The following is a 21,582-nucleotide window of genomic DNA, read 5'->3' as shown; positions in this document are numbered from 1 at the left end:
AGAATACGGCGAAACGAAATCGATCGGCAACTCTATCACAGGACACCGCGAAACGCTGCTACACCCATCACTGACCGAACACTCTCACCGTTTCGGCGAGCCATTTCCCGGCATTACACAATACCCTGAGCAACTGCTCCGGGGGAGCGCGACATCATCGCGCTTGGCGAAGACTGGCAATTTTGTGATCGAGAGCAAAAATCCCTCCCGGGCGTTTCCATGCCATCTACATAAGTGTTACAGCGTTTTCAATTTCAGGCGGTTACTAAAGAACAGTCCTTGGCCTGTTGGAAGTACCCTTGAGCATCACTCGGGGTAATGGATTGGGCGGCTCGGTGAAGGATGTCGAGGAGGTGGTCCACGGTGGTGGCTTCTCGCGTTTAAGCACGTGTTTGACTTTGGGCCACGCTTCCTTGCTCGGATTGAGTTCCGGTGAGCACGGCGGCAGGTCGACATAATGGACGTGATGGCGGTCCAGAAACGCCCGAACTGCGCGCGCCCGGCGACACCGGCTGTTCGCCGATCACGCGTTCGCCCCGTGGGGCGCGGCCATAAGGCAAGGTCATGTTCAGGCGGGCACCGGCTTCATCGAGGTAGAGGCGCTGGTCGAAGGGGATGGCATCGACGACGTGGTGATAGTGCTCGGTTTGGGCTTGGTGCTCCGGGCGGTTCTTCTGGGGGGCGTCGGTGGACTTTTTTTTCGCGTGATCCGGAGACGCCGGAGGGTGTTGAACATCGTGCCGACGCTGACGGTGACGCCGTAGGTGTCGGCATAGCGTTCCCGGAATTCCTCCACGGTGAGGTCCACCTCCTCGCGGAGCAGGGCCTGCAAGTACAGCTCGCCCTCGGCGGAGATGGCGCGCGGACGGCCGGCCTGGCTGGGCTTCGGGGCCAATTGGCCGGTTTCGATGAAGAGCTTCTGAAGCACGTGAACGGTGTTCGGGCTGACCCGGAACAGCGCGGCCGTCTTGCGCACGCTGTACGTCAGGGCGTAGCTGAGCATCCGGGTTCTCAGATCGAGTGAGTTAAATTTGATCCAGGTCGAATACCGGGCGCCCCTCCCTGACGAAACGCGGCGGTGTGATCCGTGCCTCTTTCAATTGGCCACGAATATCCACCCAAACCTGCGCATAGTCCCCGGGAGGAACCCGGGCAAAGGCGATCGAACGGTTCAGCGTGGGCGAGAAAATCCCGCTTGTAACGACTCCTTCTCCAAACTGCGGAACGACGACCTTTTGTCCGTGGCGCAATATTCCCTTGTCCTTCAACACCAGCCCGACGAAACGACGCAGCTGCCGGCTTTTCCGTTGCGCCTCCAAAGCGCTGCGCCCGATGAACTGTCGATCGGCGGGTTCCCAGGCCACGGTCCAGCCCAGCCCGGCTTCCAAAGGGGTGACCGTCTCGTCCATATCCGATCCGTAAAGACGCATTCCGGCTTCCAGGCGCAAGGTGTCGCGCGCCCCGAGCCCGCAAGGTTTGAAACCTTTCGCGACTAATGCCGTCCAGAGGGCAGGAGCATCCGCGTGAGGCAGGATGATTTCCAAACCGTCTTCGCCGGTATAGCCGCTGCAAGACAAGAACCAATCGCCGAACTCGGCGAATTCGAACGGCGCCAGGGACGCAGCCGCTGCACGCAATTCGGAAGGCAGACACTCGCGCGCCTTGTTTCTTGCCTCCGGCCCCTGCGCCGCAATGATCGAGAGATCCGCCCTGGGAAGAATGTTCAGCGAATAGCCCGCGGTCTGCCGCTGCATCCAGGCGATGACCTTTTCGCGGGTTGCCGCATTGCTCACGATTCGAAAGCGATCACGGGCTCTACGGAAAACCGTCAAGTCATCCAGGACACCGCCGTTCTCGTTCAGCATGCCGCTGTAGAGAGCCTTGCCCGGACCACGCAGTCTATCGACGTCGTTCGCCAGGAGTACCCTCAAAAACCTGCTGCAATCGGGACCCTCGAGATCGATGACGGTCATGTGCGACACGTCGAACACCCCGGCATCGCGCCGCACCGCGTGGTGTTCTTCCAACTGGGAGCCGAAATGCAGCGGCAAATCCCACCCGGCGAACTCGACCATGCGCCCGCCGGCCTGTCTGTGGATGTCGTTCAAGATTGTCTTGCGTGCCATGGGCTCAACCTGATGTTCGTGAATGCTCGTTAGACCAACTGCTCCGCAGTTTCAACCCCTGTAAACCGTCGACCGCAAGAAACTAAAGAGGCCGGCAAAGCCCGCCTCGATCACTGCGTCGTCCCGTCGCCTACAGCAACGGAATGATCAAAAGCGCCACGATATTGATGATCTTGATCATCGGATTGACGGCCGGGCCCGCCGTATCCTTGTACGGGTCGCCGACGGTGTCGCCGGTCACGGCTGCTTTATGGGCTTCGGAACCCTTGCCGCCGTAATTGCCGTCCTCGATGTATTTTTTCGCATTGTCCCAGGCGCCGCCGCCGGTGGTCATGGAAATCGCCACGAACAGACCGGTAATGATCGAACCGATCAGCACGCCGCCCAAGGCTTCGCTACCCAGCAGCAGTCCCACCAAAATCGGTATTGCCACCGGCAACAGGGACGGCACGATCATTTCCTTGATCGCAGCCATGGTCAGCATGTCCACCGCCCTGGAATAATCGGGCTTGGCCGTATAGTCCATGATGCCGGGAATTTCCCGGAATTGCCGCCGCACTTCGTTGACGATTCCGCCGGCGGCCCGGCCCACGGCTTCCATCGCCAAAGCGCCGAACAGATAAGGCACCAGACCGCCGATGAAGAGTCCGATGACGACCATGTGGTTCGACAAATCGAAGGCGGTCTCGCCGCCGAGATTATGCGTGTAGTCGGCGAACAGCACGAGCGCGGCAAGGCCGGCGGAGCCGATGGCATAACCCTTGGTCACCGCTTTCGTGGTATTGCCGACGGCATCGAGAGGGTCCGTGATATCACGGATCTCGTCGGGCAGATCGGCCATCTCGGCGATGCCGCCGGCGTTGTCGGTGATGGGACCGTAGGCGTCCAGGGCCACGATCATGCCGGTCATGGACAGCATGGCCGTCGCCGCCACCGCGATTCCGAACAAACCGGCCAGTTCGTATGAGCCCCAAATGCTGGCGCATACGGCAAGCACGGGGCCCGCGGTCGATTTCATGGAAATACCGAGCCCTGCGATGATATTGGTAGCGTGTCCCGTGGTGGATGCCGATGCGATATGCCGGACCGGCTTGAATTCCGTCGCCGTGTAGTATTCGGTGATGGCGACCATGCCGCCGGTAAGAACCAGGCCGATGAGGGCGGAGAAATAGATGCTGTGCGCCGAGATCGATGTGCCGGCGAACGCAATACCCTCTTCGAACATCAGCAGCGTGACCGGATAAAACACCAATGCGGACAAACCGCCGGAGACGATGACGCCCTTGTAGAGGCCGCTCATGATCTTGCGTCCTTCGACAACCTCCACGAAAAAAGTGCCGATGATGGAAGCAAAGATGGAAATGCCGCCGAGCACCAAGGGATAGGCGATGGCTTTTTCCGACCCCGCGGTGAGCAAGCTGGCCAGCAGCATGGTGGCGACTATGGTTACCGCGTAGGTCTCGAACAGGTCGGCAGCCATGCCGGCACAATCGCCCACATTATCGCCCACGTTGTCGGCGATGACGGCGGGATTGCGAGGATCGTCCTCGGGAATCCCGGCTTCGACCTTCCCCACCAAATCCGCGCCCACGTCGGCGCCCTTGGTGAAGATGCCGCCGCCCAAGCGGGCGAAGATGGAAATCAAGGAACCGCCGAAGGCCAACCCCACCAGCGCATGCAAAGGATCTTCGACGCCCGAGGCTTTCAGAATCACGTAGTAGCCGGCCACGCCCAGCAAGCCCAGACCGACCACCAGCAGGCCGGTGATCGCGCCGCCCCGGAACGCGACGGTAAAGGCGGCGTTCATGCCTTGATAAGCGGCCTGCGCGGTCCGGGAGTTGGAACGCACCGAGATGTTCATGCCGATGTAGCCGGCGACGCCCGACAACACCGCACCGGCGGCAAAGCCGATGGCGACCGCCCAACCGAGGGCCATGCCGATCACCAGGAAGAGAATGCCGCCGACCAGGCCTATCGTCCGGTACTGGCGGTTCAGATAGGCTTTCGCGCCCTGCTGAATGGCCGATGCGATTTCCACCATGCGCTCGTTGCCCGGCGACTGAGCATTGATCCAGGCAATGGAAAGGATTCCGTAAATCAGGGCGGCAACGGCGGCGGTGAAAGCAAAAGCCACTCCCCATCCAATAGCGAAACCGATGTACAGGAACTCGACGAGTCCCAAACCGGCAATCGCTTTACAGCGGCGGTCGCTCAGCACCAGCCGGACGCCCTCTTGCGCTCGGGCGACGAGTAAATAGGCCATTTTCTCCTCCTCTTTTCGGATTTCTTGTTTTACGTCACATGGGGCATGAACTCGGACATCAGACTGCAAACTGGCTGGTCAGTTTTTTGGGAACCGACGCATTTTTCAACACGACGTAATCAGGCAAGCCATCTTTATAGGGCGGGTAATCTTCGCCCTCTATCAAAGGGAGCAAATAAGCGCGGCAGGCGTCGGTAATGCCCAAGCCGTCGGAAGAAATGAATTCCCGTGGCATTTTCTTTTCCACATTAGCCACGTCCGACAAGTCGGCGTGCCCTATCTCCCACCGATAAGGCGAATCGGAACTGCGAACGATCGTGGGCATGACCGCGTTCCGGCCCGCCAAAGCCAGTTCCACGGCGGTTTTACCCAGGGCGTAGGCCTGTTCGGCATCGGTTCTCGAAGCAATGTGCCTTGCGGCCCGTTGCAGGTAATCCGCCACCGCCCAGTGACACCGATATCCCAGCTCGTTCTTGACGATGGAGACCACGACCGGAGCGACGCCGCCCAGTTGGGTATGGCCGAACGCATCCTTGAGGCCGGCATCCGCCAGGAATTTGCCGCCAGCCTGTTTGACGCCTTCCGAGACCACGATCGAACAATACCCGTAATGCTTGACCTTCTCATCGACAGCCGCCAGGAATTTCGCCTGATCGAAGGGAATTTCCGGAAACAGGATGACAAGCGGAATATCACGCTTCTGATCGGCGGCAAGTCCGCCGGCAGCCGCGATCCAGCCGGCATGGCGCCCCATGACTTCGATCACGAATATCTTGGTGGACGTGGCTGCCATCGAGGCTACGTCGAAACTGGCTTCGCGGGTGGAAACCGCGATGTATTTGGCCACGGAGCCGAAACCGGGACAGTTGTCAGTAATCGGCAAGTCGTTATCGACGGTCTTGGGGATGTGGATGGCGCATAACGGATAACCCATCTTTTCCGAAAGCTGCGACACCTTCAGGCAGGTATCCGCCGAGTCGCCGCCGCCGTTATAGAAGAAAAACCCGATGTCGTGGGCCTTGAAGACTTCGATCAGCCGCTCGTACTGCGCCCTGTTTTCCTCGAGTCCCTTCAGCTTGTAGCGGCAGGAACCGAAAGCGCCGCCCGGCGTGTGACGCAAGTCGGCGATGGCTTGATCGGATTCCTGAGCCGTGTCGATGAGATCTTCGGTCAATGCGCCGACAATGCCGTTCCGCCCTGCATAAACATTGCCTATCTGATCACGGTGGCGACGCGCGGTTTCGATCACGCCGCACGCCGATGCATTGATCACGGAGGTTACACCGCCGGACTGGGCATAAAATGCATTCCGAATGGCCATAGGCGCCCTTTTGGATGGTTCGAAAGTGCCGATTAAAAGCCTACATTAGAACAATTACCCTTTCAGTACAAGGCGCTTGGGCTTCTCGCCGAGGGTAATCGCTCACCAGGGTTCCTATAGGCATTGACAATGCGATAGGGCAATCGTTTTTGTCGGCATCCGAACTCATCTTCACGGCTTGCCGAGCATGCGGCTCACCAACCGTTCCCTGGCGATGTTCCGAACCTAGCATGGGCATCGGCCGCATCGCATCCCACCCTGCTGATGCCCGAGGCGCCGCGACACCAGCACGGACGACAGCGCATCCGCTCTTCCCATACTCCGCTGGACCGGTTCCCAACGATCGCGTGCTGCCCTGCCAGCAAAGTCGAAACAATCGTTGCTGAATGCGAAACACTTTCCGCCGGCCGGAGCCGGGAATACTCGCTCGATCAAGGCCTTAAGCCACTGGCACGGATTCTGACTCAAACCAGCCGTCCGCTTTCACGATTTCGACGTTTGCCGTTGATCTCGCCATGCGGAGGTTCATTTCATCGTCTCCAACCCGAGGAATCTAGAGTGAGCAAGATCAATACGCTTTTGGTCGGTGAAGCCCTGGTGGGCGAAGGCAACGAGATCGCCCATATCGATCTTATTCTGGGACCGCGCAACAGTTCCGCCGAGGCGGCATTCGCCAATGCCCTGGTCAACAACAAGCACGGCTTTACCGCCCTGCTGGCCGTGGTCGCGCCGAATCTCCCGGTCAAACCGCACACTATCCTGTACAACAAGGTCACCATCAAGAACGGCAAGCAGGCGACCCAGCTGTTCGGTCCAGCCCAGCGCGGCGTTGCCCTCGCCGTGGCCGACTCGGTGGAGGATGGCACGATTCCGGCCGGCGAGGCCGATGATATCTTCATTTCCGTAGGGGTGTTCATCCATTGGCTGGCCGCGGACGACAACAAAATCCAGGACTACAACTACGCTGCCACCCGCCAGGCCATCAAGCGGGCCATAGCGGGCGAGCCCAGCATCGCCGAGGTTATCGAGCGCAAGGGTTCGATCGATCATCCCTTCCAGGCGCACCGATAGGAAAAGCCATACTGCAAATGCCGATCTCCGTCCCTCGATACCCGCCCGAAGCCAGGCATCGAGGGGCCGGTTATGCTCATTCACGGGCCGACGGCGGCTAGGCGGGAAACGGCAGTCACGCCACAGCGATTCCCAGCGCACCCTGTCGGGAAATCTGCAAAAAGCGCCTTGCCCTCAAAGGCCGCGATCCGGTTCTGAAAGCCTTCCGCGGAAAGCGCGGCACCGGCCGATCGACGGCGTGAGCCGCTTCCCGAATCGCACTTTGCCTATCGACATCGCCGGACCGTGGGCGATATCGTGTTTCCGCAACAACCCGGCCGCAACCGACGCACCGATCCGTTTCCGCGCCGAATTCCGGCGTTTGCCGAAACCGCTCGGCCGCGGCGGCGGCCGGCCCTTTGGAAACCAACGAGACACAGACCATGAACCCAGCCCATAACCTGCTCGAATCCCGCTACGGCCATGACCAGGCTCCACACAGCATCGCCTGGAACCCAGTCCTGGAAAGACTCTTGTCGCACCGCTCGGTACGGGCCTATTCGTCCGAACCCTTGCCCGCCGGAACGCTGGAAACCCTGGTGTCCGCGGCGCAATCGGCGGCCAGCTCGTCCAATCTGCAACTCTGGAGCGTGGTGGCGGTCGAGGACGCGGAACGCCGGCAGCGCCTCTCGATCCTGGCCGGGGACCAGGCCCATATCCGGCAGGCGCCGCTGTTCCTGGTCTGGCTGGCGGATCTTGCCAGGCTCCGCCGCGTTGCCGCCCTGCGCGGCATTCCCGCCGAGGGGCTCGATTATCTCGAGATGTTCGTGATGGCCACGGTGGACGCCAGCCTGGCCGCACAAAACGCCGTGGTCGCCGCGGAATCCCTGGGACTCGGCACGGTTTACATCGGCGCCATGCGCAACCATCCTGAGAAAGTGGCGGCCGAACTGGGGCTTCCGGAGGGCGTGTTCCCCGTATTCGGTCTCGTAGTCGGCCATCCGGACCCGGCGGCGACGCCGGCGGTCAAGCCGCGGCTGCCGCAGGACGCGGTGCTGCACCGGGAAACCTACCGCCTGGAAAGCCAGGACGACGCCGTTCGGCGCTACGACGGCATTATGTCGGCATTCTATTCCGAGCAGAACATGGCGACGGCCGGCGACTGGTCGGAACATTCCGCGCGTAGGGTATCCGGACCCGACAAATTGGCCACCCGAGTCCGCTTGCGGGAGGCACTGAACGCCCTTGGCTTCAAACTGCGCTAAGCGAGGCCGACAATGCCGAACAGCCCTTTACGACTAAGATCATCGGCGTAATTCACCACTTCGGCACGCAGCCGTTGGGCAAAGCCGAATTTCTGCCAGGCCAGCAGGAATCGCCGTAAGTACAGATTGCTCAGCAAGGGAGAGATAATTCCCCCTGGGGCGTGCCCCGGTGTTTGTCCCTGGCTTCCGTGGTCCGGCGCTCGCCGTTTTCATCCCGTTCAACGACGGCTGCATTCAGCCATTGCCGGATGACGGACAGCACCATGCCATCCCTGATCCGACGGCTCACACAGCGCATCAACTCGCCATGGGGAATCGTGTTGAAGTAGTCGGATAAATCCGCATCCACCACCTCCCGTTTCCCCCGTTGAGCGATGCCGAAATGAAGCGTCCGGATCGCCATCTTGGCATCTAAACCGGGGCGAAATCCGTATTGCCGCGGTAACAGGTCGACTTCGAAGATTGGACCTATGATCAGCAGCACCGCCATCTGTACCACTCGATCCCGAACGGTGGGTATGCCCAAAGGACGTTGTCCGCCCATGGCCTTGGGTATCCATACGCGCAACAAGAGACATTATCGGAAACCGGTATAATCGTATCTCACTGACTACAACACCGATTGAACCTGAACGATGCTTTGCTACGAAGATCTCAAGGGGAAACCCAAGACCTTGATGGCTATGACCAGCCTGAAGCCTTCCGAATTCGACGAGCTATTGGTCCACTTTACGACCGCCTGGAAAGAAATGACCGGAACAGACGCCTCCAAGGGCGGGCGTCCCCCGGTGATCGCGACCATGGCCGACCGGCTGTTGTTCATCCTGTTCTACCTGAAGACTTACCCCCTGCAGGAGGTCATCGCGCATCTGTTCGGCCTCAGTCAGCCTCAAGCCCATTTCCTGATCCACCAGTTGGCCGCCGTGCTTGGCAAGACCCTTGAGGCTAGTGATCACAGGCCCGCCCGCCTCACCGAGGAGATGCTGTCCAGGCTGGCGAAGGAACGGCCGCAGGACCTTGGCATCGACGGTACGGAACGGCGCGTTAACCGCCCCGCCGACAAGCTCGGTCAGCGTGTCCACTACATCGGTAAAAAAAATGCCACACTGTGAAAAACAACCTGGTGGGCGGCCTGGAGGACAGGCAAGTCAAGTACCTCGGCGCCGTGCATGAAGGCAAGAAGCACGACCAGAAAATTTGCGACGAGGAAGGGATGCGCCTCCCCGACGAGGCCGAACTTTACCGCGACAGCGCCTTCCAAGGACACGAACTGCCCGGGGTCACGATCTACCAGCCCAAGAAGAAGCCACGCGGCGGCACGCTCTCGGCTGAGGAGAAGGAGGCCAACCGGCTCATCTCGAGCATCCGCCTAGTCATCGAGCACATCATCGCGGGGGTCAAGCGTTGCCGCATCGTCAAGGACGTGTTCAGGAATACCAAGCACGGCTTCGACGATGTCGTCATGGAACTTGACTGCGGCCTGCACAATTATAGAAGCCACTGCCGCCATCACAGTTATTGACGGCAGCCGCGGTCCCAAAAGTATATGAAAACCAGTTTCCAATAACGTCTATTGTTTAGCAAAAGCTAAATTCCTAAATTTGCGGTCGGCGGCCTCGGTTCTTTCCGTAGGCTCGGGCTTCCGGCTCGTCGCGGGGGCATTGCAGATGGGTTGCGTTCCGCTGAGCGTTGGGCTTCGTATCTCAGCCCAATTGATGTCACGGTTTGCTGGGACATCCCTCTTGTTTCGGCAACATCGACTATTGGGTGAAACAATCCCGGCAGGGACAAGGCATTGCCACGCGGGCGGTTCGTCTCGTCGCGCCTTTCGATTTTTCCCGGATCGGATTGACGCGCCTGGAATTCGTGGCCGTCGTAAATAATTACGCCAGCCGGCGGGTCGCGGAAAAAGTGGAGCGGCGTTCGAATGCATTGCCCGCAATCGGCTAATCCTTAACGGGCAGCCCCAGCCCGCCGCGGTCTATTCGCTGATTCCCGGGCGGATTGATTCGTAGACGTCCTTGTCGGCAAAGGGTTGCCAACCACATCGTCATCGCCGATTTCATTCAGGCGCCGATAAAACCGAGCTCGGCACCGCCGGCAAAGTAATCTTTACCAACAGTCCACCGCCCGCGCGATCGTCCAGTACGATCTCCCCGCCATGGCGGCGCACCACCATGCGGGCGATGGAGAGCCCCAGCCCGGTGCCGCCGGTTTTGCGGCTGCGCGAGGACTCCAGCCGGAAGAACGGGGCGAAGACCCGGTCCCGCATCGCTTCGGGAATGCCGGGCCCCCGGTCGCCGATGCAAACTTCGATGGCGTCGCCGTTGTCGGCCAGCACCACGTCCGCCGCATACCCGTAGGTCACGGCGTTGTCGATGAGGTTGGCGAACGCACGGCGCAGGGACACGGGGCGGCCGAGATATTTCAGATGCAAGGGTCCCTCGTATGAGACCGGCCTGCCGGCATCGGCGAAATCGTCGCATAGGCTTTGCAGCAGCACCGACAGGTCGAGGACGGTCGGAGCCTCTGCCGCTGCATCGTCGCGTGCGAACGACAGGCTCGCATTCAGCATCGCTTCCATCTGGTCCAGGTCGGCGGCGGCTTTCCGGCGTTGGCCGGGGTCTTCGATCAGTTCGGTGCGGAATCTCAGCCGGGTCAGCGCGGTTCTCACGTCATGGGAGATTGCGCCCAGCATCAGGGTGCGGTCTTCGATCAGGCGGCGTATGCGGTTCTGCATGTCGTTAAAGGCTACGGCGGCATGGCGGATTTCGCGGGGTCCGGTCTCGCTCATGGGCGGCGCATCCATATTGGCGCCCAGCCGTTGCGCGGCAAGGGCGAACCGGGCCAGCGGCGCGGTCACCTTGCGCGCGGCCCAAAACCCGAGCGCCATGATGCCGACGGCAGACACGCCTGCCGCCAGCAGTAAGCGCAAGGTGGCAAGGGCGCCGACACGGTCCAGGGCTATCGAGAACCGCAGCCAGGTGCCGTCCGAAAGCGCTACCCAGACTTGCGGCGGCACGGGCGCCGCCATCAGCCGGTCCGATGCCGACGGCTGCGATTCGGCCGTATATCCCGCCTCGACCCGATCCAGGCCATAAGGCTTCGAAAGTACGCGGACATCGCGCGCCAAATGGCGGGTCATCGCGTCGCTTGCCATGACCGGCGGCGTCTTTCCCGGCTGCCAAGCCACCGTCAGCGCGGGATCGCTCAAGACGGGAACCAATGTCGGACGCAAATCGGGCGGCGCCCGGTTCAGTATCGAGGCGACGACGGCGGTCCGGTGCATGGTTCGGAAAGTCTCGTCCCATCCTTTGCCGTGGAACAGGTCCAGCATATAGATCGACAAGCTCGCGATCATGGTGAGGAAGAGCCCCGCAACGAGCAGCCCGAGGATTCGGCCGGCCAGGGTGTCGGGCCAGAGTCTCATCCGCCGTTACTTCTCGCGCTCGACCGGGGGCGCGAAGATATAGCCGCCGCCGCGCACGGTCTTGATCAGCGCGGGATCGTTCGGATCGGCTTCGATCTTGCGCCGCAAGCGGCTCAGCTGTACGTCGATGCTGCGGTCGTAAGGGCCGGCGATGCGTCCCTTGGTCAGGTCCAGCAACAGATCGCGGCTCAACACGCGTTGCGGATGTTCGGCGAAAGCGGCCAAGAGATCGAACTCGCCGCTGGTCAGAGGCATCAGTACGCCCTCGGGCGAATGCAGCTCGCGTTTGGCGAGATTCAGCCGCCAGCCCTCGAACACCAGTGTCCTGGCGCCGTCGGACGGGCCGCTCGGCGTTCCGCCGGTACGCCTCAGCACGGCCTTGATTCGGGCCAGGAGTTCGCGGGGGCTGAACGGCTTCACGACATAATCGTCGGCGCCCATTTCCAGTCCGACGATACGGTCGGTCTCCTCGGCAAGCGCGGTGAGCATGATGACCGGCAGGTTCGAAGTCGCTCGCAGCCGGCGGCACAGGGCGAGGCCGTCTTCGCCGGGCAGCATCAAATCCAGCACCACCAGGTCGAAACGCGCGGCGTCCAGAAATTTGAACATGGCCCGGCCATCGGCAGCGATCTCCGCCCGAAATCCTTGCCGAGCGAGAAAACCGGACAACAGTTGGCGGAGTTCGCGATCGTCGTCTACGATCAAAATACGGGGAGCATGCGACATGAGCGGATTGTCAGACATCTTTTGCGACCTGGCGGAAAAATTTTGTAACACCCGGTAACAGGCGGCGCAATTGAAATCGGCCGTTACAAATCTGCCGCTCCGCGAAACCGTTCGGTAACCGATAGGGAATATCGTGTTGTCCAGCCCAAATGGAGAGGTCGTCAATCATGTACAACCCGTTCGAACCCGAGAATTCCGCTGCCCGGTCACGGCTGATGAAACCCGCCGCATGGATCGTTTATCTGATCATCGGTTTCGAGATCCTGTTCATGATCAGTCCGGCAGCCCTCTATTTTTACGCCTTGTACGGACCGGCGTTGAACGTGCTCAACCGTTGGGAAGCTACGGCCTGGCTGACCCAGTTCTTTCTGCCGCACATTTCCACGACCCGGAGTCCGGTCCTCAATGCACTCCCCTGGATCGGGGGGATTAGTACCCTGATCGGCCTGGCATGGTTCCTGGCCGCGGCGGGCCAGCTCTATTGGAATAAATTTCGCCGGAAAGGATTGGTCACGACCGGCCTTTATGCGTTCAGCCGCCATCCGCAATACACCGCCCTGGCGCTGCTGGGGTTCGGCACGCTGCTGATGTGGCCGCGCTTTCTGGTCTTGGTGGCTTACGTCGCGATGCTATTCATGTACCGCTATCTCGCCACACTGGAAGAGCGACGCTGCGAAGCGCAATTCGGCCAGGCGTACCGCGACTACCAAGCCCGCACTCCGCCGATTCTACCGTTCATCCCGCATTCCGCCAGTCTTGGCGAACAGCCCCGGAGCGGACTCGGCGTGCCGATTGCCGTCGCGAGCCTCATTGCCACCTTGCTCATCGGCTTCGGTTTGCGGGAATATACGCTTTCGGAAATCACGGCGGTTTACCCCGACCGCGCCGCCGTCCTGTCGCCCGCTCCGCTCAGCAAGGAGGAACTACTCGCGGCCTATCGCACCGCCTTTAAGAACTCCGAAGTCCCGCAGCTGCTGGCCCGCTTCGGCGCGGATCCTCTGGTGATCCACGTGGTACCTCGGGACTGGCATCTGGCCGATTTGCCGATCGAGGTTGCACCAGGGCGGGCAGGCCACCAGGCACCGGCGAATTTCGACAGACGGTTTTACAAGATCCTGTTCAGCCGGGCGCGCACCCACGAAATGGGCGCGGCCGGGAAGGACATCGTCCGCTCGGCCCATGGCATCGATCCGTTGCTGTCGGTGGATGTCGACATCGCTGTCGGCAAGGTTTCCGCGATCGGAAAGCCCCCTGCTCACGTCATGTGGGGCGATATTCCGACACCTTTGTTCTAAGCTGAAAGCGGCAGTGGATCGGTTTGGTGGAGTAGAAAGCCCGAGGTAACCCGGGCGGCCCCGGCTTCGCGGCCGGGGCGGACCTGCGGCATGCGTGCGCCGTACGGGATAAATAGATTGGACTGCCGATTTTTAGGTTTAACAATAATCACGGAGATTCGCTATGAGGTTGCATGGTCTTGCAGGATTCTTTGTCGCGGCGGCGTTGGCGGCTTTCGGCTCAGGTTGTACGGAAAAATCTTTGGGCGGCGCGAGCGGAGCCGACGATGTAGCGACGGTCAAGATTTCCGGGGCAAGACGAGATGTATCGGCCTCGCATGCGAGACTGTTCGACCTCTACGTGTCGGGCGACGGCAATACCGTTCGGGTGCCTTCGGGGAGCGCCATCAGGACATTGTGGGTCAGCGGAGTCAATCATAGGATTACCGTTGCGGCCGGCGCGTCGGTGCAATCCATACAGTTGTCCGGCGTAGGAACGTCCATAGATCTGCCCGAGAATGTCCATGTTGCCGTGAGCAGCAGCGGAGTGGGTAGCCGGATCATCAAAAATTCGGACGGCACGGATCTCGACGAATAGTTCTCTTAAGGAATGCGGCGATGATTTACCTGGGTAGCTGCCATTGCGGGCACACCGGTTTTGAGGTCGAGGGCGATATCGATCACCTCGTCGAGTGCAATTGTTCGATCTGCAGCAAACGCGGCTCTCTGCTCTGGTTCGTGCCGCGCCGGCAGCTTCGCCTGCTGACGCCGGAACAAGAGCTCTCGACCTACACCTTCCATACCCACAAGATCAGGCACCGCTTCTGTGCCCACTGCGGAATTCATACCTATGGCGAAGGAACGGTTGCTTCGGGCGAGGCCATGGCGGCCATCAATGCCCGCTGCCTCGAAGGCGTCGATTTATCACAGATACCGATCAGGCGCTTCGATGGGCGCAGTCTCTGACAGGGCCTCGTAACCGGCGACATCGACCAGGCAAACCGCTTTTGAACCGTTTCAGCAAGGAGCCGTACATGACCCACGACGAGCAATCCATACGCGAATTGGTCGCGGCCTGGCATCGTGCAACCGCAGCCGGCGAGGTATCCAGGATTCTGCCTCTCATGTCGGAAGACGTGGTTTTCCTGACCGCGGGACAAGCTCCGATGCGCGGCCGCCAAACCTTCGAAGGGAGCTTTCGCAGCGTGCTGCAAACCCACCGCCTGCAAGCGGAGGGCAAGATCCAGGAGATCGAGATTGCGGGAAACTGGGCATATTGCTGGAATCGCCTGGCGGTCACAGTAACGCCCCTGCGGGGGGCTCTCCGATGCGCAGGACGGGCGACACGCTCACCATCCTCCGCAAGACAAACGACGGGATGTGGACGGTTTTTCGCGATGCCAACCTGCTGGCCGCCGCGCCGCCGGAGACGAGCGACGGGGCATCATCCTAGAAACGGCCGTTGGCCGCTTGGGTGGCGTCGAAACGCCGCATGGATTGTGGCCGTCGTCCTTCCTACCGACTTCACCGCTTGGATGAAGCCGGGACTGGGCATGGGGTCGGCATCGCCCCGAGTGGTTTCAGATGTTCTGCGCGGCAAACCTGGTCCAGATGACAATGAGCGTAATGAACCCGGCAAAAAATGCGGCAAACCGGATCGGCACGTAATTGGAGCCGATATGGATCAGGGCATGGGTACAGCGGGTTGCCACGAAAATCCAGGCCAGCGCGACCTGCACGCGGTCGAACTTGCCGGTCGTCAACATGAACGAACAGACAACGTAGAAGAGGACCGGGAGTTCCAGGAGATTCATGTACGCTCTGGCCGGACGTTCGATCCATTCGGCGGGCGCTTCCGACGCATAGGTCCGGAAGTAGCGCTCCGATGCCATGCCCCGGATGAATGCGAGGTTTCTGTAGACGATCATCAGGACCGTCACGATGGCCGTAAGGCCCGCAAGCGCCACGACCGGCTCGATCAGCATGCCCGGATTGAGCTGGCCGTCGCCGGTCGCCGGCGTCATCCGGACGACCGCCGCCAGCCCCTCGGCGAATACTGCGAGGATGATGCCGACCAAGGTGTAGGTTCTGACGAGCGTGTCCCTGGGGGCTTTCTCGGATGGCCAATCGGCCTGAAGGTGTCCGTGCTGCCTGGAAGGGTTGGTCATGGTTTCGCTCCTTGTCGCGAGTCCGGATGATTTCGGGGCGCATCGCTGAGCCCTACGAGACGCTTGACCGTTATTACTTGTTTTATGCAAGTAATTTACTGCCGCACAGGATCTCGCCATTGACAAGTGCCGGCTCGGCTCGCGAGACGATTCAGGCCAAGTGCTCGGCTTCCCAGCGTTCCAGTTTTTCCAGCACTTTTCGGACGAATTCACCCGGGTCGTTCTCCAGTTGCGCGGCAATCTCGGGCGGGATTTTTGCGCTACCCACATGCTCGCTGGACCATTTGACGATTTCGAGCATGACATGGACCAGCGCCTTGCCGGAGGGTGTCAGATAGTACAGCTTACGGGTCTTGCTTTCGGGATGCGGAACCGATTTGACCAGACCTGTCTGGACCAACCGGCGCAGCCGGTCCGTCAAAATGTTGGTGGAAATGCCTTCGAAGGAATTGAGAAGCTCTTTGTACTCGTGCAGGTTACGGAGCAGCAGGTCGCGGACGATCAATAGCGTCCACCGATCGCCGATGATATCCAGGGCATGAGCCAGCGGACAGGGCGAAGTGTCGCTATGGCATAACAGTTTCGGCAAAACGTATCTCCGAATTTCACTTGCATTACGCAAGCACGTGCAGTAGTTTCAAAAACACTTGTCATATGCAAGTATTTTAAGCCTTGGAAAGTTTCCATGAAGAACATCAACTCCAGCATTATGTCGCCCTGGCCGTCGAATTCGTTGCCGGCCTGCCCTCAAAAGCTCTCTGACCGCGATATGAGCCGTCTGCGCCGATCACGAGGAACGTTCTCCATGAAGCCGCCCCACTACTGTGTCTTCGACACCCCGCTCGGTCCCTGCGGCCTCGCCTGGCGCGACGGCGGGCCCGAAGGCGCCCCGCCCGCGGTGGTCTCGTTTCAGCTTCCCGACGCTACCGTGCAGGCGACGGAAGCGCGGATCGCGCGGGAATCCGGCGCGCGCCCCTCGAGCGCGCCGCCGGCGATTGCCGCCATCATTGAAAGAATCCGCAGGCATCTCGGGGGAGAAGCGGAAGATTTTCGGGACATCGAAGTCGGGCTCGATCACGTCGGACCGTTCGCACGGCAGGTGTACGCCGCTGCTCGCGCCATCCCGGCGGGGCGGACCGCGACTTACGGCGAGATCGCCGAAGCCGTGGCGCGTCCCGGCGCGGCAAGAGCCGTCGGCCAGGCCCTGGGGAAAAACCCGATCCCTCTCATCATACCCTGCCACCGGGTTCTGGCCGCTGGCGGCAAACCCGGCGGATTCTCGGCCCCGGGAGGCCTGGCGACCAAGTCCCGGATGCTGGCCGTCGAAGGGGTTTCGTGGGGTTTGCCGCCCGCCCTCAAATCGGTGCAGGACCTCCGGCGCGCCGCAGCCCGGCTGAAAGCCCAGGACCCGCAACTCGCCGAGTGCCTGTCCCGGACCGTGCTATTCAAGCCGAACACCGGCCATTCTCCCTACACGGCTTTGTTCAGCGCCGTCGTCCACCAACAGCTGACGCCCAAAGCCGCGGCTACCATCCTGAACCGGGTGAAAGCCCTGTATCCGACAGCGGCGATCCCGGAGCCGGGCGAACTCCTGAGCACCCCCGACGAAGCCTTGCGGGAGGCGGGCCTGTCGAAAGCGAAAACCGCAGCGCTCAAGGATCTGGCGACGAAGACTCTGGACGGTACCGTGCCCGACACACGAACCATCGTCGCTCTGAGCGACGAAGAGGTCGTTAGGCGGCTGACCTCGATTCGAGGCGTCGGGAAGTGGACGGTGGAAATGCTGCTCATCTTCAATCTGGGGCGTATGGATGTGTTCCCGGTCGACGACTATGCGCTTCGGAAAGGCATCGCGAAAGTCTACGGAATGCCGGAAGTTCCCACGCCCAAACAACTCTCGGCCTTGGGCGATGCCTGGCGACCTTATCGCACGGTCGCTTCCCTATACCTCTGGAATGTCGTCAATGCGGAAATCTTTTGAACAAGAGTGAACTTAATGATGAACGGAAACCGTCAAGTTACCCTGTTTCACGCTCCCAACACCCGCTCCCTCGGTGCTCTCGCCCTGCTCGAAGAACTCGGCGCCGATTACCGGCTCAAGGTGCTCGATCTGAAAGCGGGCGAGCAACGCAAGCCGGAATTTTTGGCCATCAACCCCATGGGCAAGGTGCCCGCCCTGTTGCACGCTGATGCCGTGGTCACCGAACTGGTGGCCATCTATATCTATCTCGCCGACCTTTATGCGGAATCGGGACTGGCGCCCGGCATTGGCAATCCGCTGCGCGGCCCCTACCTGCGCTGGCTGGTGTTTTACGGCTCCTGTTTCGAACCGGCCCTGGTGGACAAAAGGTTGAAGCGCGAGCCGCCGCCGCGCTCGACCTCGCCCTACGGCGATTACGAGACCATGTTGAAGACGCTGAGCGATCAGCTCGCAAAAGGACCTTACATCCTGGGCGAGAAGTTCACCGCCGCGGATGTGCTGTGGAGCATCGCGCTCTCTTGGTCCGTGGCGTTCAAGCTCGTGCCGAAGTCACCGCCGATCAGGGCCTACATCGATCGCATCAATCTGCGGCCGGCGGTGGAACGGGCCAGGGCCAAGGATGCCGAACCGGCCGCGGCGCAGCGCTAAGTAAAATCAGGAAAGCCCTACGGCATACGAACCGCTTATCGAGCGGAGGTATTCGTAGGCCGGCAATCCTTTGCCTAAGAACCGGTTGGCCCAACGGTACTTCGAAAATCGACGCCGTCCCGAACCGCGAAGCCCGCGGCGGCCCGGGCAGGGACACATTGCGGCGCCATGCGCCGGAAATTCCGGACGGCCGCCGCTCCAGCCAAGGAGGTGTTGAATGATTCTTCCGCATGCGCCCTTCAGCGAAGCGCAAAGGCAAATGCCCGAAACCGTCGAGGCCGCCGGACAAACGCGCCGCGGACGAAACCGATATTTCACCATTCGCCCCGAGCCAGTCGAAGGACTTCATCGGAGCCTTCCCATTTTTCCGGAGTCGGTCCCTTGAGCCTTGCAGTGACCCGAATCCCGTCGCCGAAAGTTGCTTGGACGATCCTGTTCGCCGCAGCCGTTCTTTTTGTTTCAGCACCCGACGCCCTTGAGAAATCGGCGAAAACCGGGGAACTGCAACTCGACTACCAGGATTTCGACCAGCGCCCCGGAAGCGGCTGGCGGAAAATCGCCGAGCAGGGCAATCCGCTGGAAGCCGCCGAACTCATCGACCGCTACGAGCGGGAAGCCGAGAAGCTCGCAGAATGGCAGCGGGTGAATCTGCGGTTTCACGCAGGCCAGCTCTATGCTGCCGCGGAACGGAACGATGCGGCACTGGCTCACTTCAGGTCCGCCCTTTACAACGAGGAGCCGGCGGAATCGCCGATCAAATGGAACGCGTATGTCCGTGCCACGATCGCCTTTCTGGAACGTGACCGCAAGAAACTGGCCGATTTCCGGGAAGAAATCGCCAAGGGGCCGACGCTTCAAGGCACCGTACCGAATCTGGATGTGGTCGATCGCCTGATCGCGTGCTTCGACCAGCCCTATTCGATCGCATATCGCGGAAACTCTCCGAAGTGCTGATGACAAACCGCGGCAAGTCGAGGGAAACGGCCATGGGAATTCGACCGCTTTCGGCGAAGATCGCGTCGACGGGCGAGCGCGTGCAGCCGACGCGCGCCCTGGTTCGACACGGGACTGGTCCGACGTCGTCGCAGCGCTATGCGCGGTCGTTTTTCGAGGCGCCGGAAAAATTTTTTGGCCGCATGACGGAAGGCAGTGTCGAAAACCGGCTGTCCCTATCGACTATCCAGTGCCAACCGCCTTACATCACGCTCAGGAGGAAACCATGAAATACCTTTGCCTGGTCTACAGCGAAGAAGAAAAGCTCCACAGCCTGCCCGAAAGCCCCAAGGACTCCGAATGCCTGGCCTGCGCGAATTCCCTCCGCGAGAGCGGACACCTGCTGGCCTCGGCCCCCCTCGAATCGGTGCAGACCGCGACCACCGTGCGGGTTCGCGGCGGCAAGGTTTCGGTCACCGACGGTCCCTTCGCGGAAACCAAGGAACAACTGGCCGGTTTCTACATGATCGAAGCCCAGGATCTCAACGAGGCCATCCAGATTGCCGCAAAAATCCCGCCGGCCCGAGTCGGCAGCATCGAGGTGCGTCCGGTCAGGCAGTTGGTCCTATGAAGCCAGCGGCGACCGCATCCATCCCTGAAACCGAACCCAAGAGAAAACGATGAAATATCTGTGCCTGGCGTACGAAGCGGAAGAAAAACTCGATGCGCTGTCCCCCGGCGAATGGGATGCCCTGCGGCGGGAGACACTCGCCTATGTCGAAGCGCTGCGCGAGAGCGGCCACCTGGTCATCACTCATGCCCTCAAGAGCGTTCGCACGTCCCGGACGGTACGCGTCAGGAACGGCGAACTGTCGGTGACGGACGGTCCCTTCGCCGAAACCAAGGAACAACTGGGCGGCTTCTTTCTGATCGAAGCCCCGGATCTGGAAGAGGCCGTCAGGATCGCATCGAAATGGCCTTCGGCGCGCCTCGGCAGCATTGAAGTCCGGCCTATCGAAGAAGTGCTGAGCGAGGAAAGGCGCTACGACGGAAGCCCATGACGCCGGCATCACGGCTACCCGACGCCGACACCACAACAGCCCGGAACGGGTCATCATGAGTCAACGTACGTATCAACCTGAAATGGAGATCGCAGTGTCGATTGCCCGGTCGCTCGTTCGACTACCGGGCTGCCGCTCCCCGAAATCCCGTCAATGTCGAGAAGGACTCATGACCATGCAACCGTCAGCACACCCGCCCACGACGAAGCCCGGATAACGAACAGACTTTCAACCTCCTCGAGGCTCGGTTCACGCAGCGGGCCTCGCGGGCTTTTCCATCCTCCAACCCAAACCAGGAGACAAGCATGCGTATCGAACCTTATCTGTTCTTCGAAGGCCGCTGCGAAGAGGCGATCGATTTTTACCGTAGTGCGCTCGGCGCCGAAGTCACCATGCTGCTGCGCAACAAGGAAAGCCCCGAGCCTTCCCAGTGTCCGCTCCCGCCCGGATCCGAGGATAAAATCCTGCATTCGAGCTTCCGCATCGGCGAGACCACGGTGAATGCTTCCGACGGGCTCTGTCAGGGAAAGCCGAACTTCCAAGGATTCTCGCTATCGCTTTCGGCGGCGAATGAAGCGGAGGCCCAACGCTTGTTCGGAGCGCTGGCCGAAGGCGGGCAGGTCCAGTTGCCCCTGGGCAAGACCTTCTTTTCTCCATGCTTCGGCATGGTCACCGACCGCTTCAGCGTGGCCTGGATGATCATCGTTCCGAGTTGAGACGGCTCCCCGCCGCAACTGAAAACAAGGCCGGTATCCGGCTGCCAGGAGACGGACATGAACCATGAACCGCAAAACTTACACCCATGGCTGCAAAAATTGGTGGGGGACTGGACCTACGAGATCGAGGGAGCGTGCGAGCCCGGCAAGCCGCCGCAGAAAGCGACCGGCACGGAGAACGTGCGCTTTTTCGGCGGCATCTGGGTCTTGTGCGAAAGTCGGGGCGAAATGCCCGGCGGCGGCAGGGCGACGGCCTTGATGACGCTGGGCCACGACTCGCAGAAGGAGCGCTTCGTGGGCACCTGGCTCGGGTCGATGATGAGCTGGCTGTTCGTCTACGAAGGTTCGCTGGATGTCGCCGGGCAGGTTCTGAGCCTGAATACCGCGGGACCGGATTTCGCCGTTCAGGGGAAATCGGCGAAATACCGGGACGTCATCGAGTTCAAGAGCAGCGAGCACCGAGTCATGAACTCTTATGTGCTGGGCGAGGACGGCGACTGGCACCGGATTATGTCGGCCAATTTCTGGCGGCAGATATAATTGGCATCAAACCGTCCTCCGGGTTCGGAGCAAGGAAGACACTCGGCGAGGAGGGAAAGCCGCGGCACACGACGGAGGTT

General features: G+C 60.8%; 26 protein-coding genes and 1 pseudogene. 17 read left to right on the top strand and 10 right to left on the bottom strand.

Annotation, left to right across the window (positions count from 1 at the left end; genetic code table 11):
* Positions 1-568: 568 nt before the first annotated feature.
* From sS8_RS21210 to sS8_RS21195, 4 genes are all read right to left on the bottom strand, one after another.
* Positions 569-1,003 carry a helix-turn-helix domain-containing protein gene (locus sS8_RS21210; protein ID WP_119631508.1) on the bottom strand — a complete coding sequence of 145 codons (435 nt, stop codon included), beginning with the start codon at positions 1,001-1,003 and terminating at the stop codon, positions 569-571.
* 22 nt (positions 1,004-1,025) lie between these two features.
* Positions 1,026-2,126 carry a glycine cleavage system aminomethyltransferase GcvT gene (gene gcvT / locus sS8_RS21205; RefSeq protein WP_119631507.1) on the bottom strand — a complete coding sequence of 367 codons (1,101 nt, stop codon included), beginning with the start codon at positions 2,124-2,126 and terminating at the stop codon, positions 1,026-1,028.
* A gap of 130 nt (positions 2,127-2,256) precedes the next feature.
* Positions 2,257-4,389, bottom strand: coding sequence for a sodium-translocating pyrophosphatase (locus sS8_RS21200; RefSeq protein ID WP_119631506.1), 2,133 nt, complete (start codon positions 4,387-4,389; stop codon positions 2,257-2,259).
* Between the two features lie 58 nt (positions 4,390-4,447).
* Positions 4,448-5,710, bottom strand: coding sequence for a 6-phosphofructokinase (locus tag sS8_RS21195; protein ID WP_119631505.1), 1,263 nt, complete (start codon positions 5,708-5,710; stop codon positions 4,448-4,450).
* 558 nt (positions 5,711-6,268) lie between these two features.
* On the opposite strand from sS8_RS21195, the gene fae reads away from it, so the two are divergent.
* Both fae and sS8_RS21180 read left to right on the top strand, forming a co-directional pair.
* Positions 6,269-6,781, top strand: coding sequence for a formaldehyde-activating enzyme (gene fae / locus sS8_RS21190; protein ID WP_119631504.1), 513 nt, complete (start codon positions 6,269-6,271; stop codon positions 6,779-6,781).
* A gap of 422 nt (positions 6,782-7,203) precedes the next feature.
* A complete protein-coding gene (locus sS8_RS21180; RefSeq protein ID WP_119631502.1) occupies positions 7,204-8,025 on the top strand; it encodes an NADPH-dependent oxidoreductase in 822 nt (273 codons plus the stop codon).
* Here sS8_RS21180 and sS8_RS28790 read toward each other — a convergent pair.
* Positions 8,022-8,162 carry a hypothetical protein gene (locus sS8_RS28790; protein ID WP_197716596.1) on the bottom strand — a complete coding sequence of 47 codons (141 nt, stop codon included), beginning with the start codon at positions 8,160-8,162 and terminating at the stop codon, positions 8,022-8,024. The genes sS8_RS21180 and sS8_RS28790 overlap by 4 nt on opposite strands.
* On the bottom strand, positions 8,156-8,569 hold the full coding sequence (locus sS8_RS21175; protein ID WP_232020381.1) for a reverse transcriptase domain-containing protein: 414 nt from the start codon (positions 8,567-8,569) through the stop codon (positions 8,156-8,158). Before sS8_RS21175 ends, sS8_RS28790 begins: the two co-directional genes overlap by 7 nt.
* 91 nt (positions 8,570-8,660) lie before the next feature.
* Between sS8_RS21175 and sS8_RS21170 the strand changes: the two genes are divergently transcribed.
* The 3 genes from sS8_RS21170 to sS8_RS21160 all read left to right on the top strand — a co-directional run bounded on the left by sS8_RS21170 (position 8,661) and on the right by sS8_RS21160 (position 9,975).
* The gene (locus sS8_RS21170) at positions 8,661-9,137 is read left to right on the top strand and encodes a helix-turn-helix domain-containing protein (RefSeq protein ID WP_119631501.1); all 477 of its coding nucleotides are present in this window, start codon (positions 8,661-8,663) and stop codon (positions 9,135-9,137) included.
* The gene (locus sS8_RS21165) at positions 9,134-9,547 is read left to right on the top strand and encodes a transposase family protein (protein WP_119631500.1); all 414 of its coding nucleotides are present in this window, start codon (positions 9,134-9,136) and stop codon (positions 9,545-9,547) included. The genes sS8_RS21170 and sS8_RS21165 overlap by 4 nt, the downstream gene beginning before the upstream one ends.
* A 203-nt stretch (positions 9,548-9,750) precedes the next feature.
* Positions 9,751-9,975, top strand: coding sequence for a GNAT family N-acetyltransferase (locus sS8_RS21160; protein ID WP_197716594.1), 225 nt, complete (start codon positions 9,751-9,753; stop codon positions 9,973-9,975).
* A gap of 112 nt (positions 9,976-10,087) precedes the next feature.
* Here sS8_RS21160 and sS8_RS21155 read toward each other — a convergent pair whose 3' ends face one another.
* The gene (locus sS8_RS21155; protein ID WP_119631499.1) at positions 10,088-11,455 is read right to left on the bottom strand and encodes an ATP-binding protein; all 1,368 of its coding nucleotides are present in this window, start codon (positions 11,453-11,455) and stop codon (positions 10,088-10,090) included.
* Positions 11,456-11,461: 6 nt separating this feature from the next.
* The gene (locus tag sS8_RS21150; RefSeq protein ID WP_269461473.1) at positions 11,462-12,199 is read right to left on the bottom strand and encodes a response regulator; all 738 of its coding nucleotides are present in this window, start codon (positions 12,197-12,199) and stop codon (positions 11,462-11,464) included.
* A 149-nt stretch (positions 12,200-12,348) separates the two neighbouring features.
* On the opposite strand from sS8_RS21150, the gene sS8_RS21145 reads away from it, so the two are divergent.
* The 4 genes and pseudogenes from sS8_RS21145 to sS8_RS30065 all read left to right on the top strand — a co-directional run.
* A complete protein-coding gene (locus sS8_RS21145) occupies positions 12,349-13,476 on the top strand; it encodes a methyltransferase family protein (protein WP_170161202.1) in 1,128 nt (375 codons plus the stop codon).
* A gap of 163 nt (positions 13,477-13,639) precedes the next feature.
* Positions 13,640-14,053 carry a hypothetical protein gene (locus sS8_RS21140; RefSeq protein ID WP_119631497.1) on the top strand — a complete coding sequence of 138 codons (414 nt, stop codon included), beginning with the start codon at positions 13,640-13,642 and terminating at the stop codon, positions 14,051-14,053.
* A 20-nt stretch (positions 14,054-14,073) separates the two neighbouring features.
* Positions 14,074-14,421: a GFA family protein gene (locus tag sS8_RS21135; RefSeq protein WP_119631496.1), complete on the top strand. Its 348-nt coding sequence runs from the start codon at positions 14,074-14,076 to the stop codon at positions 14,419-14,421.
* Positions 14,422-14,489: 68 nt separating this feature from the next.
* A pseudogene (locus tag sS8_RS30065) lies at positions 14,490-14,756 on the top strand (YybH family protein); the annotation flags it as partial.
* A 279-nt stretch (positions 14,757-15,035) separates the two neighbouring features.
* On the opposite strand, the gene sS8_RS21125 reads toward sS8_RS30065, so the two are convergent.
* Positions 15,036-15,623, bottom strand: coding sequence for an MAPEG family protein (locus sS8_RS21125; protein ID WP_170161201.1), 588 nt, complete (start codon positions 15,621-15,623; stop codon positions 15,036-15,038).
* A 151-nt stretch (positions 15,624-15,774) separates the two neighbouring features.
* Entirely contained in the window at positions 15,775-16,212 is a 438-nt protein-coding gene (locus sS8_RS21120; RefSeq protein ID WP_170161200.1) for a winged helix-turn-helix transcriptional regulator, read from the bottom strand.
* A 216-nt stretch (positions 16,213-16,428) separates the two neighbouring features.
* On the opposite strand from sS8_RS21120, the gene sS8_RS21115 reads away from it, so the two are divergent.
* From sS8_RS21115 to sS8_RS21080, 8 genes are all read left to right on the top strand, one after another.
* Positions 16,429-17,604 carry a methylated-DNA--[protein]-cysteine S-methyltransferase gene (locus sS8_RS21115; RefSeq protein WP_119631493.1) on the top strand — a complete coding sequence of 392 codons (1,176 nt, stop codon included), beginning with the start codon at positions 16,429-16,431 and terminating at the stop codon, positions 17,602-17,604.
* 15 nt (positions 17,605-17,619) lie between these two features.
* A complete protein-coding gene (locus tag sS8_RS21110; RefSeq protein WP_197716593.1) occupies positions 17,620-18,252 on the top strand; it encodes a glutathione S-transferase family protein in 633 nt (210 codons plus the stop codon).
* A gap of 381 nt (positions 18,253-18,633) precedes the next feature.
* Positions 18,634-19,206, top strand: a complete 573-nt coding sequence (locus sS8_RS21105; RefSeq protein WP_145986636.1) for a hypothetical protein — start codon at positions 18,634-18,636, stop codon at positions 19,204-19,206.
* Positions 19,207-19,238: 32 nt separating this feature from the next.
* Entirely contained in the window at positions 19,239-19,475 is a 237-nt protein-coding gene (locus sS8_RS21100; RefSeq protein WP_145986635.1) for a hypothetical protein, read from the top strand.
* Positions 19,472-19,816 (top strand): YciI family protein, encoded by a 345-nt coding sequence (locus sS8_RS21095; protein ID WP_119631490.1) that lies wholly within the window; start codon positions 19,472-19,474, stop codon positions 19,814-19,816. Before sS8_RS21100 ends, sS8_RS21095 begins: the two co-directional genes overlap by 4 nt.
* Positions 19,817-19,865: 49 nt before the next feature.
* Positions 19,866-20,246 carry a YciI family protein gene (locus tag sS8_RS21090; RefSeq protein WP_119631489.1) on the top strand — a complete coding sequence of 127 codons (381 nt, stop codon included), beginning with the start codon at positions 19,866-19,868 and terminating at the stop codon, positions 20,244-20,246.
* Between the two features lie 305 nt (positions 20,247-20,551).
* The gene (locus tag sS8_RS21085; protein ID WP_119631488.1) at positions 20,552-20,962 is read left to right on the top strand and encodes a VOC family protein; all 411 of its coding nucleotides are present in this window, start codon (positions 20,552-20,554) and stop codon (positions 20,960-20,962) included.
* Between the two features lie 57 nt (positions 20,963-21,019).
* Positions 21,020-21,502, top strand: a complete 483-nt coding sequence (locus tag sS8_RS21080) for a DUF1579 domain-containing protein (protein ID WP_119631487.1) — start codon at positions 21,020-21,022, stop codon at positions 21,500-21,502.
* The last annotated feature ends 80 nt before the right edge of the window (positions 21,503-21,582 follow it).

It is taken from the genome of Methylocaldum marinum (assembly GCF_003584645.1).
GTDB lineage: Bacteria > Pseudomonadota > Gammaproteobacteria > Methylococcales > Methylococcaceae > Methylocaldum > Methylocaldum marinum.
Note: the sequence above shows the minus strand (reverse complement) of the source record. Positions and strands in the feature narration are given on the sequence as shown.

Coding starts and splice junctions, on each gene's coding strand:
- sS8_RS21210 (WP_119631508.1), bottom strand. CDS start 1,003: ATGCTCAGCTACGCCCTGACGTACAGCGTGCGCAAGACGGCCGCGCTG.
- gcvT (WP_119631507.1), bottom strand. CDS start 2,126: ATGGCACGCAAGACAATCTTGAACGACATCCACAGACAGGCCGGCGGG.
- sS8_RS21200 (WP_119631506.1), bottom strand. CDS start 4,389: ATGGCCTATTTACTCGTCGCCCGAGCGCAAGAGGGCGTCCGGCTGGTG.
- sS8_RS21195 (WP_119631505.1), bottom strand. CDS start 5,710: ATGGCCATTCGGAATGCATTTTATGCCCAGTCCGGCGGTGTAACCTCC.
- sS8_RS21180 (WP_119631502.1), top strand. CDS start 7,204: ATGAACCCAGCCCATAACCTGCTCGAATCCCGCTACGGCCATGACCAG.
- sS8_RS21175 (WP_232020381.1), bottom strand. CDS start 8,569: ATGGGCGGACAACGTCCTTTGGGCATACCCACCGTTCGGGATCGAGTG.
- sS8_RS21170 (WP_119631501.1), top strand. CDS start 8,661: ATGCTTTGCTACGAAGATCTCAAGGGGAAACCCAAGACCTTGATGGCT.
- sS8_RS21155 (WP_119631499.1), bottom strand. CDS start 11,455: ATGAGACTCTGGCCCGACACCCTGGCCGGCCGAATCCTCGGGCTGCTC.
- sS8_RS21150 (WP_269461473.1), bottom strand. CDS start 12,199: ATGTCTGACAATCCGCTCATGTCGCATGCTCCCCGTATTTTGATCGTA.
- sS8_RS21145 (WP_170161202.1), top strand. CDS start 12,349: ATGTACAACCCGTTCGAACCCGAGAATTCCGCTGCCCGGTCACGGCTG.
- sS8_RS21140 (WP_119631497.1), top strand. CDS start 13,640: ATGAGGTTGCATGGTCTTGCAGGATTCTTTGTCGCGGCGGCGTTGGCG.
- sS8_RS21135 (WP_119631496.1), top strand. CDS start 14,074: ATGATTTACCTGGGTAGCTGCCATTGCGGGCACACCGGTTTTGAGGTC.
- sS8_RS21125 (WP_170161201.1), bottom strand. CDS start 15,623: ATGACCAACCCTTCCAGGCAGCACGGACACCTTCAGGCCGATTGGCCA.
- sS8_RS21115 (WP_119631493.1), top strand. CDS start 16,429: ATGAAGCCGCCCCACTACTGTGTCTTCGACACCCCGCTCGGTCCCTGC.
- sS8_RS21110 (WP_197716593.1), top strand. CDS start 17,620: ATGATGAACGGAAACCGTCAAGTTACCCTGTTTCACGCTCCCAACACC.
- sS8_RS21100 (WP_145986635.1), top strand. CDS start 19,239: ATGGGAATTCGACCGCTTTCGGCGAAGATCGCGTCGACGGGCGAGCGC.
- sS8_RS21095 (WP_119631490.1), top strand. CDS start 19,472: ATGAAATACCTTTGCCTGGTCTACAGCGAAGAAGAAAAGCTCCACAGC.
- sS8_RS21090 (WP_119631489.1), top strand. CDS start 19,866: ATGAAATATCTGTGCCTGGCGTACGAAGCGGAAGAAAAACTCGATGCG.
- sS8_RS21085 (WP_119631488.1), top strand. CDS start 20,552: ATGCGTATCGAACCTTATCTGTTCTTCGAAGGCCGCTGCGAAGAGGCG.
- sS8_RS21080 (WP_119631487.1), top strand. CDS start 21,020: ATGAACCATGAACCGCAAAACTTACACCCATGGCTGCAAAAATTGGTG.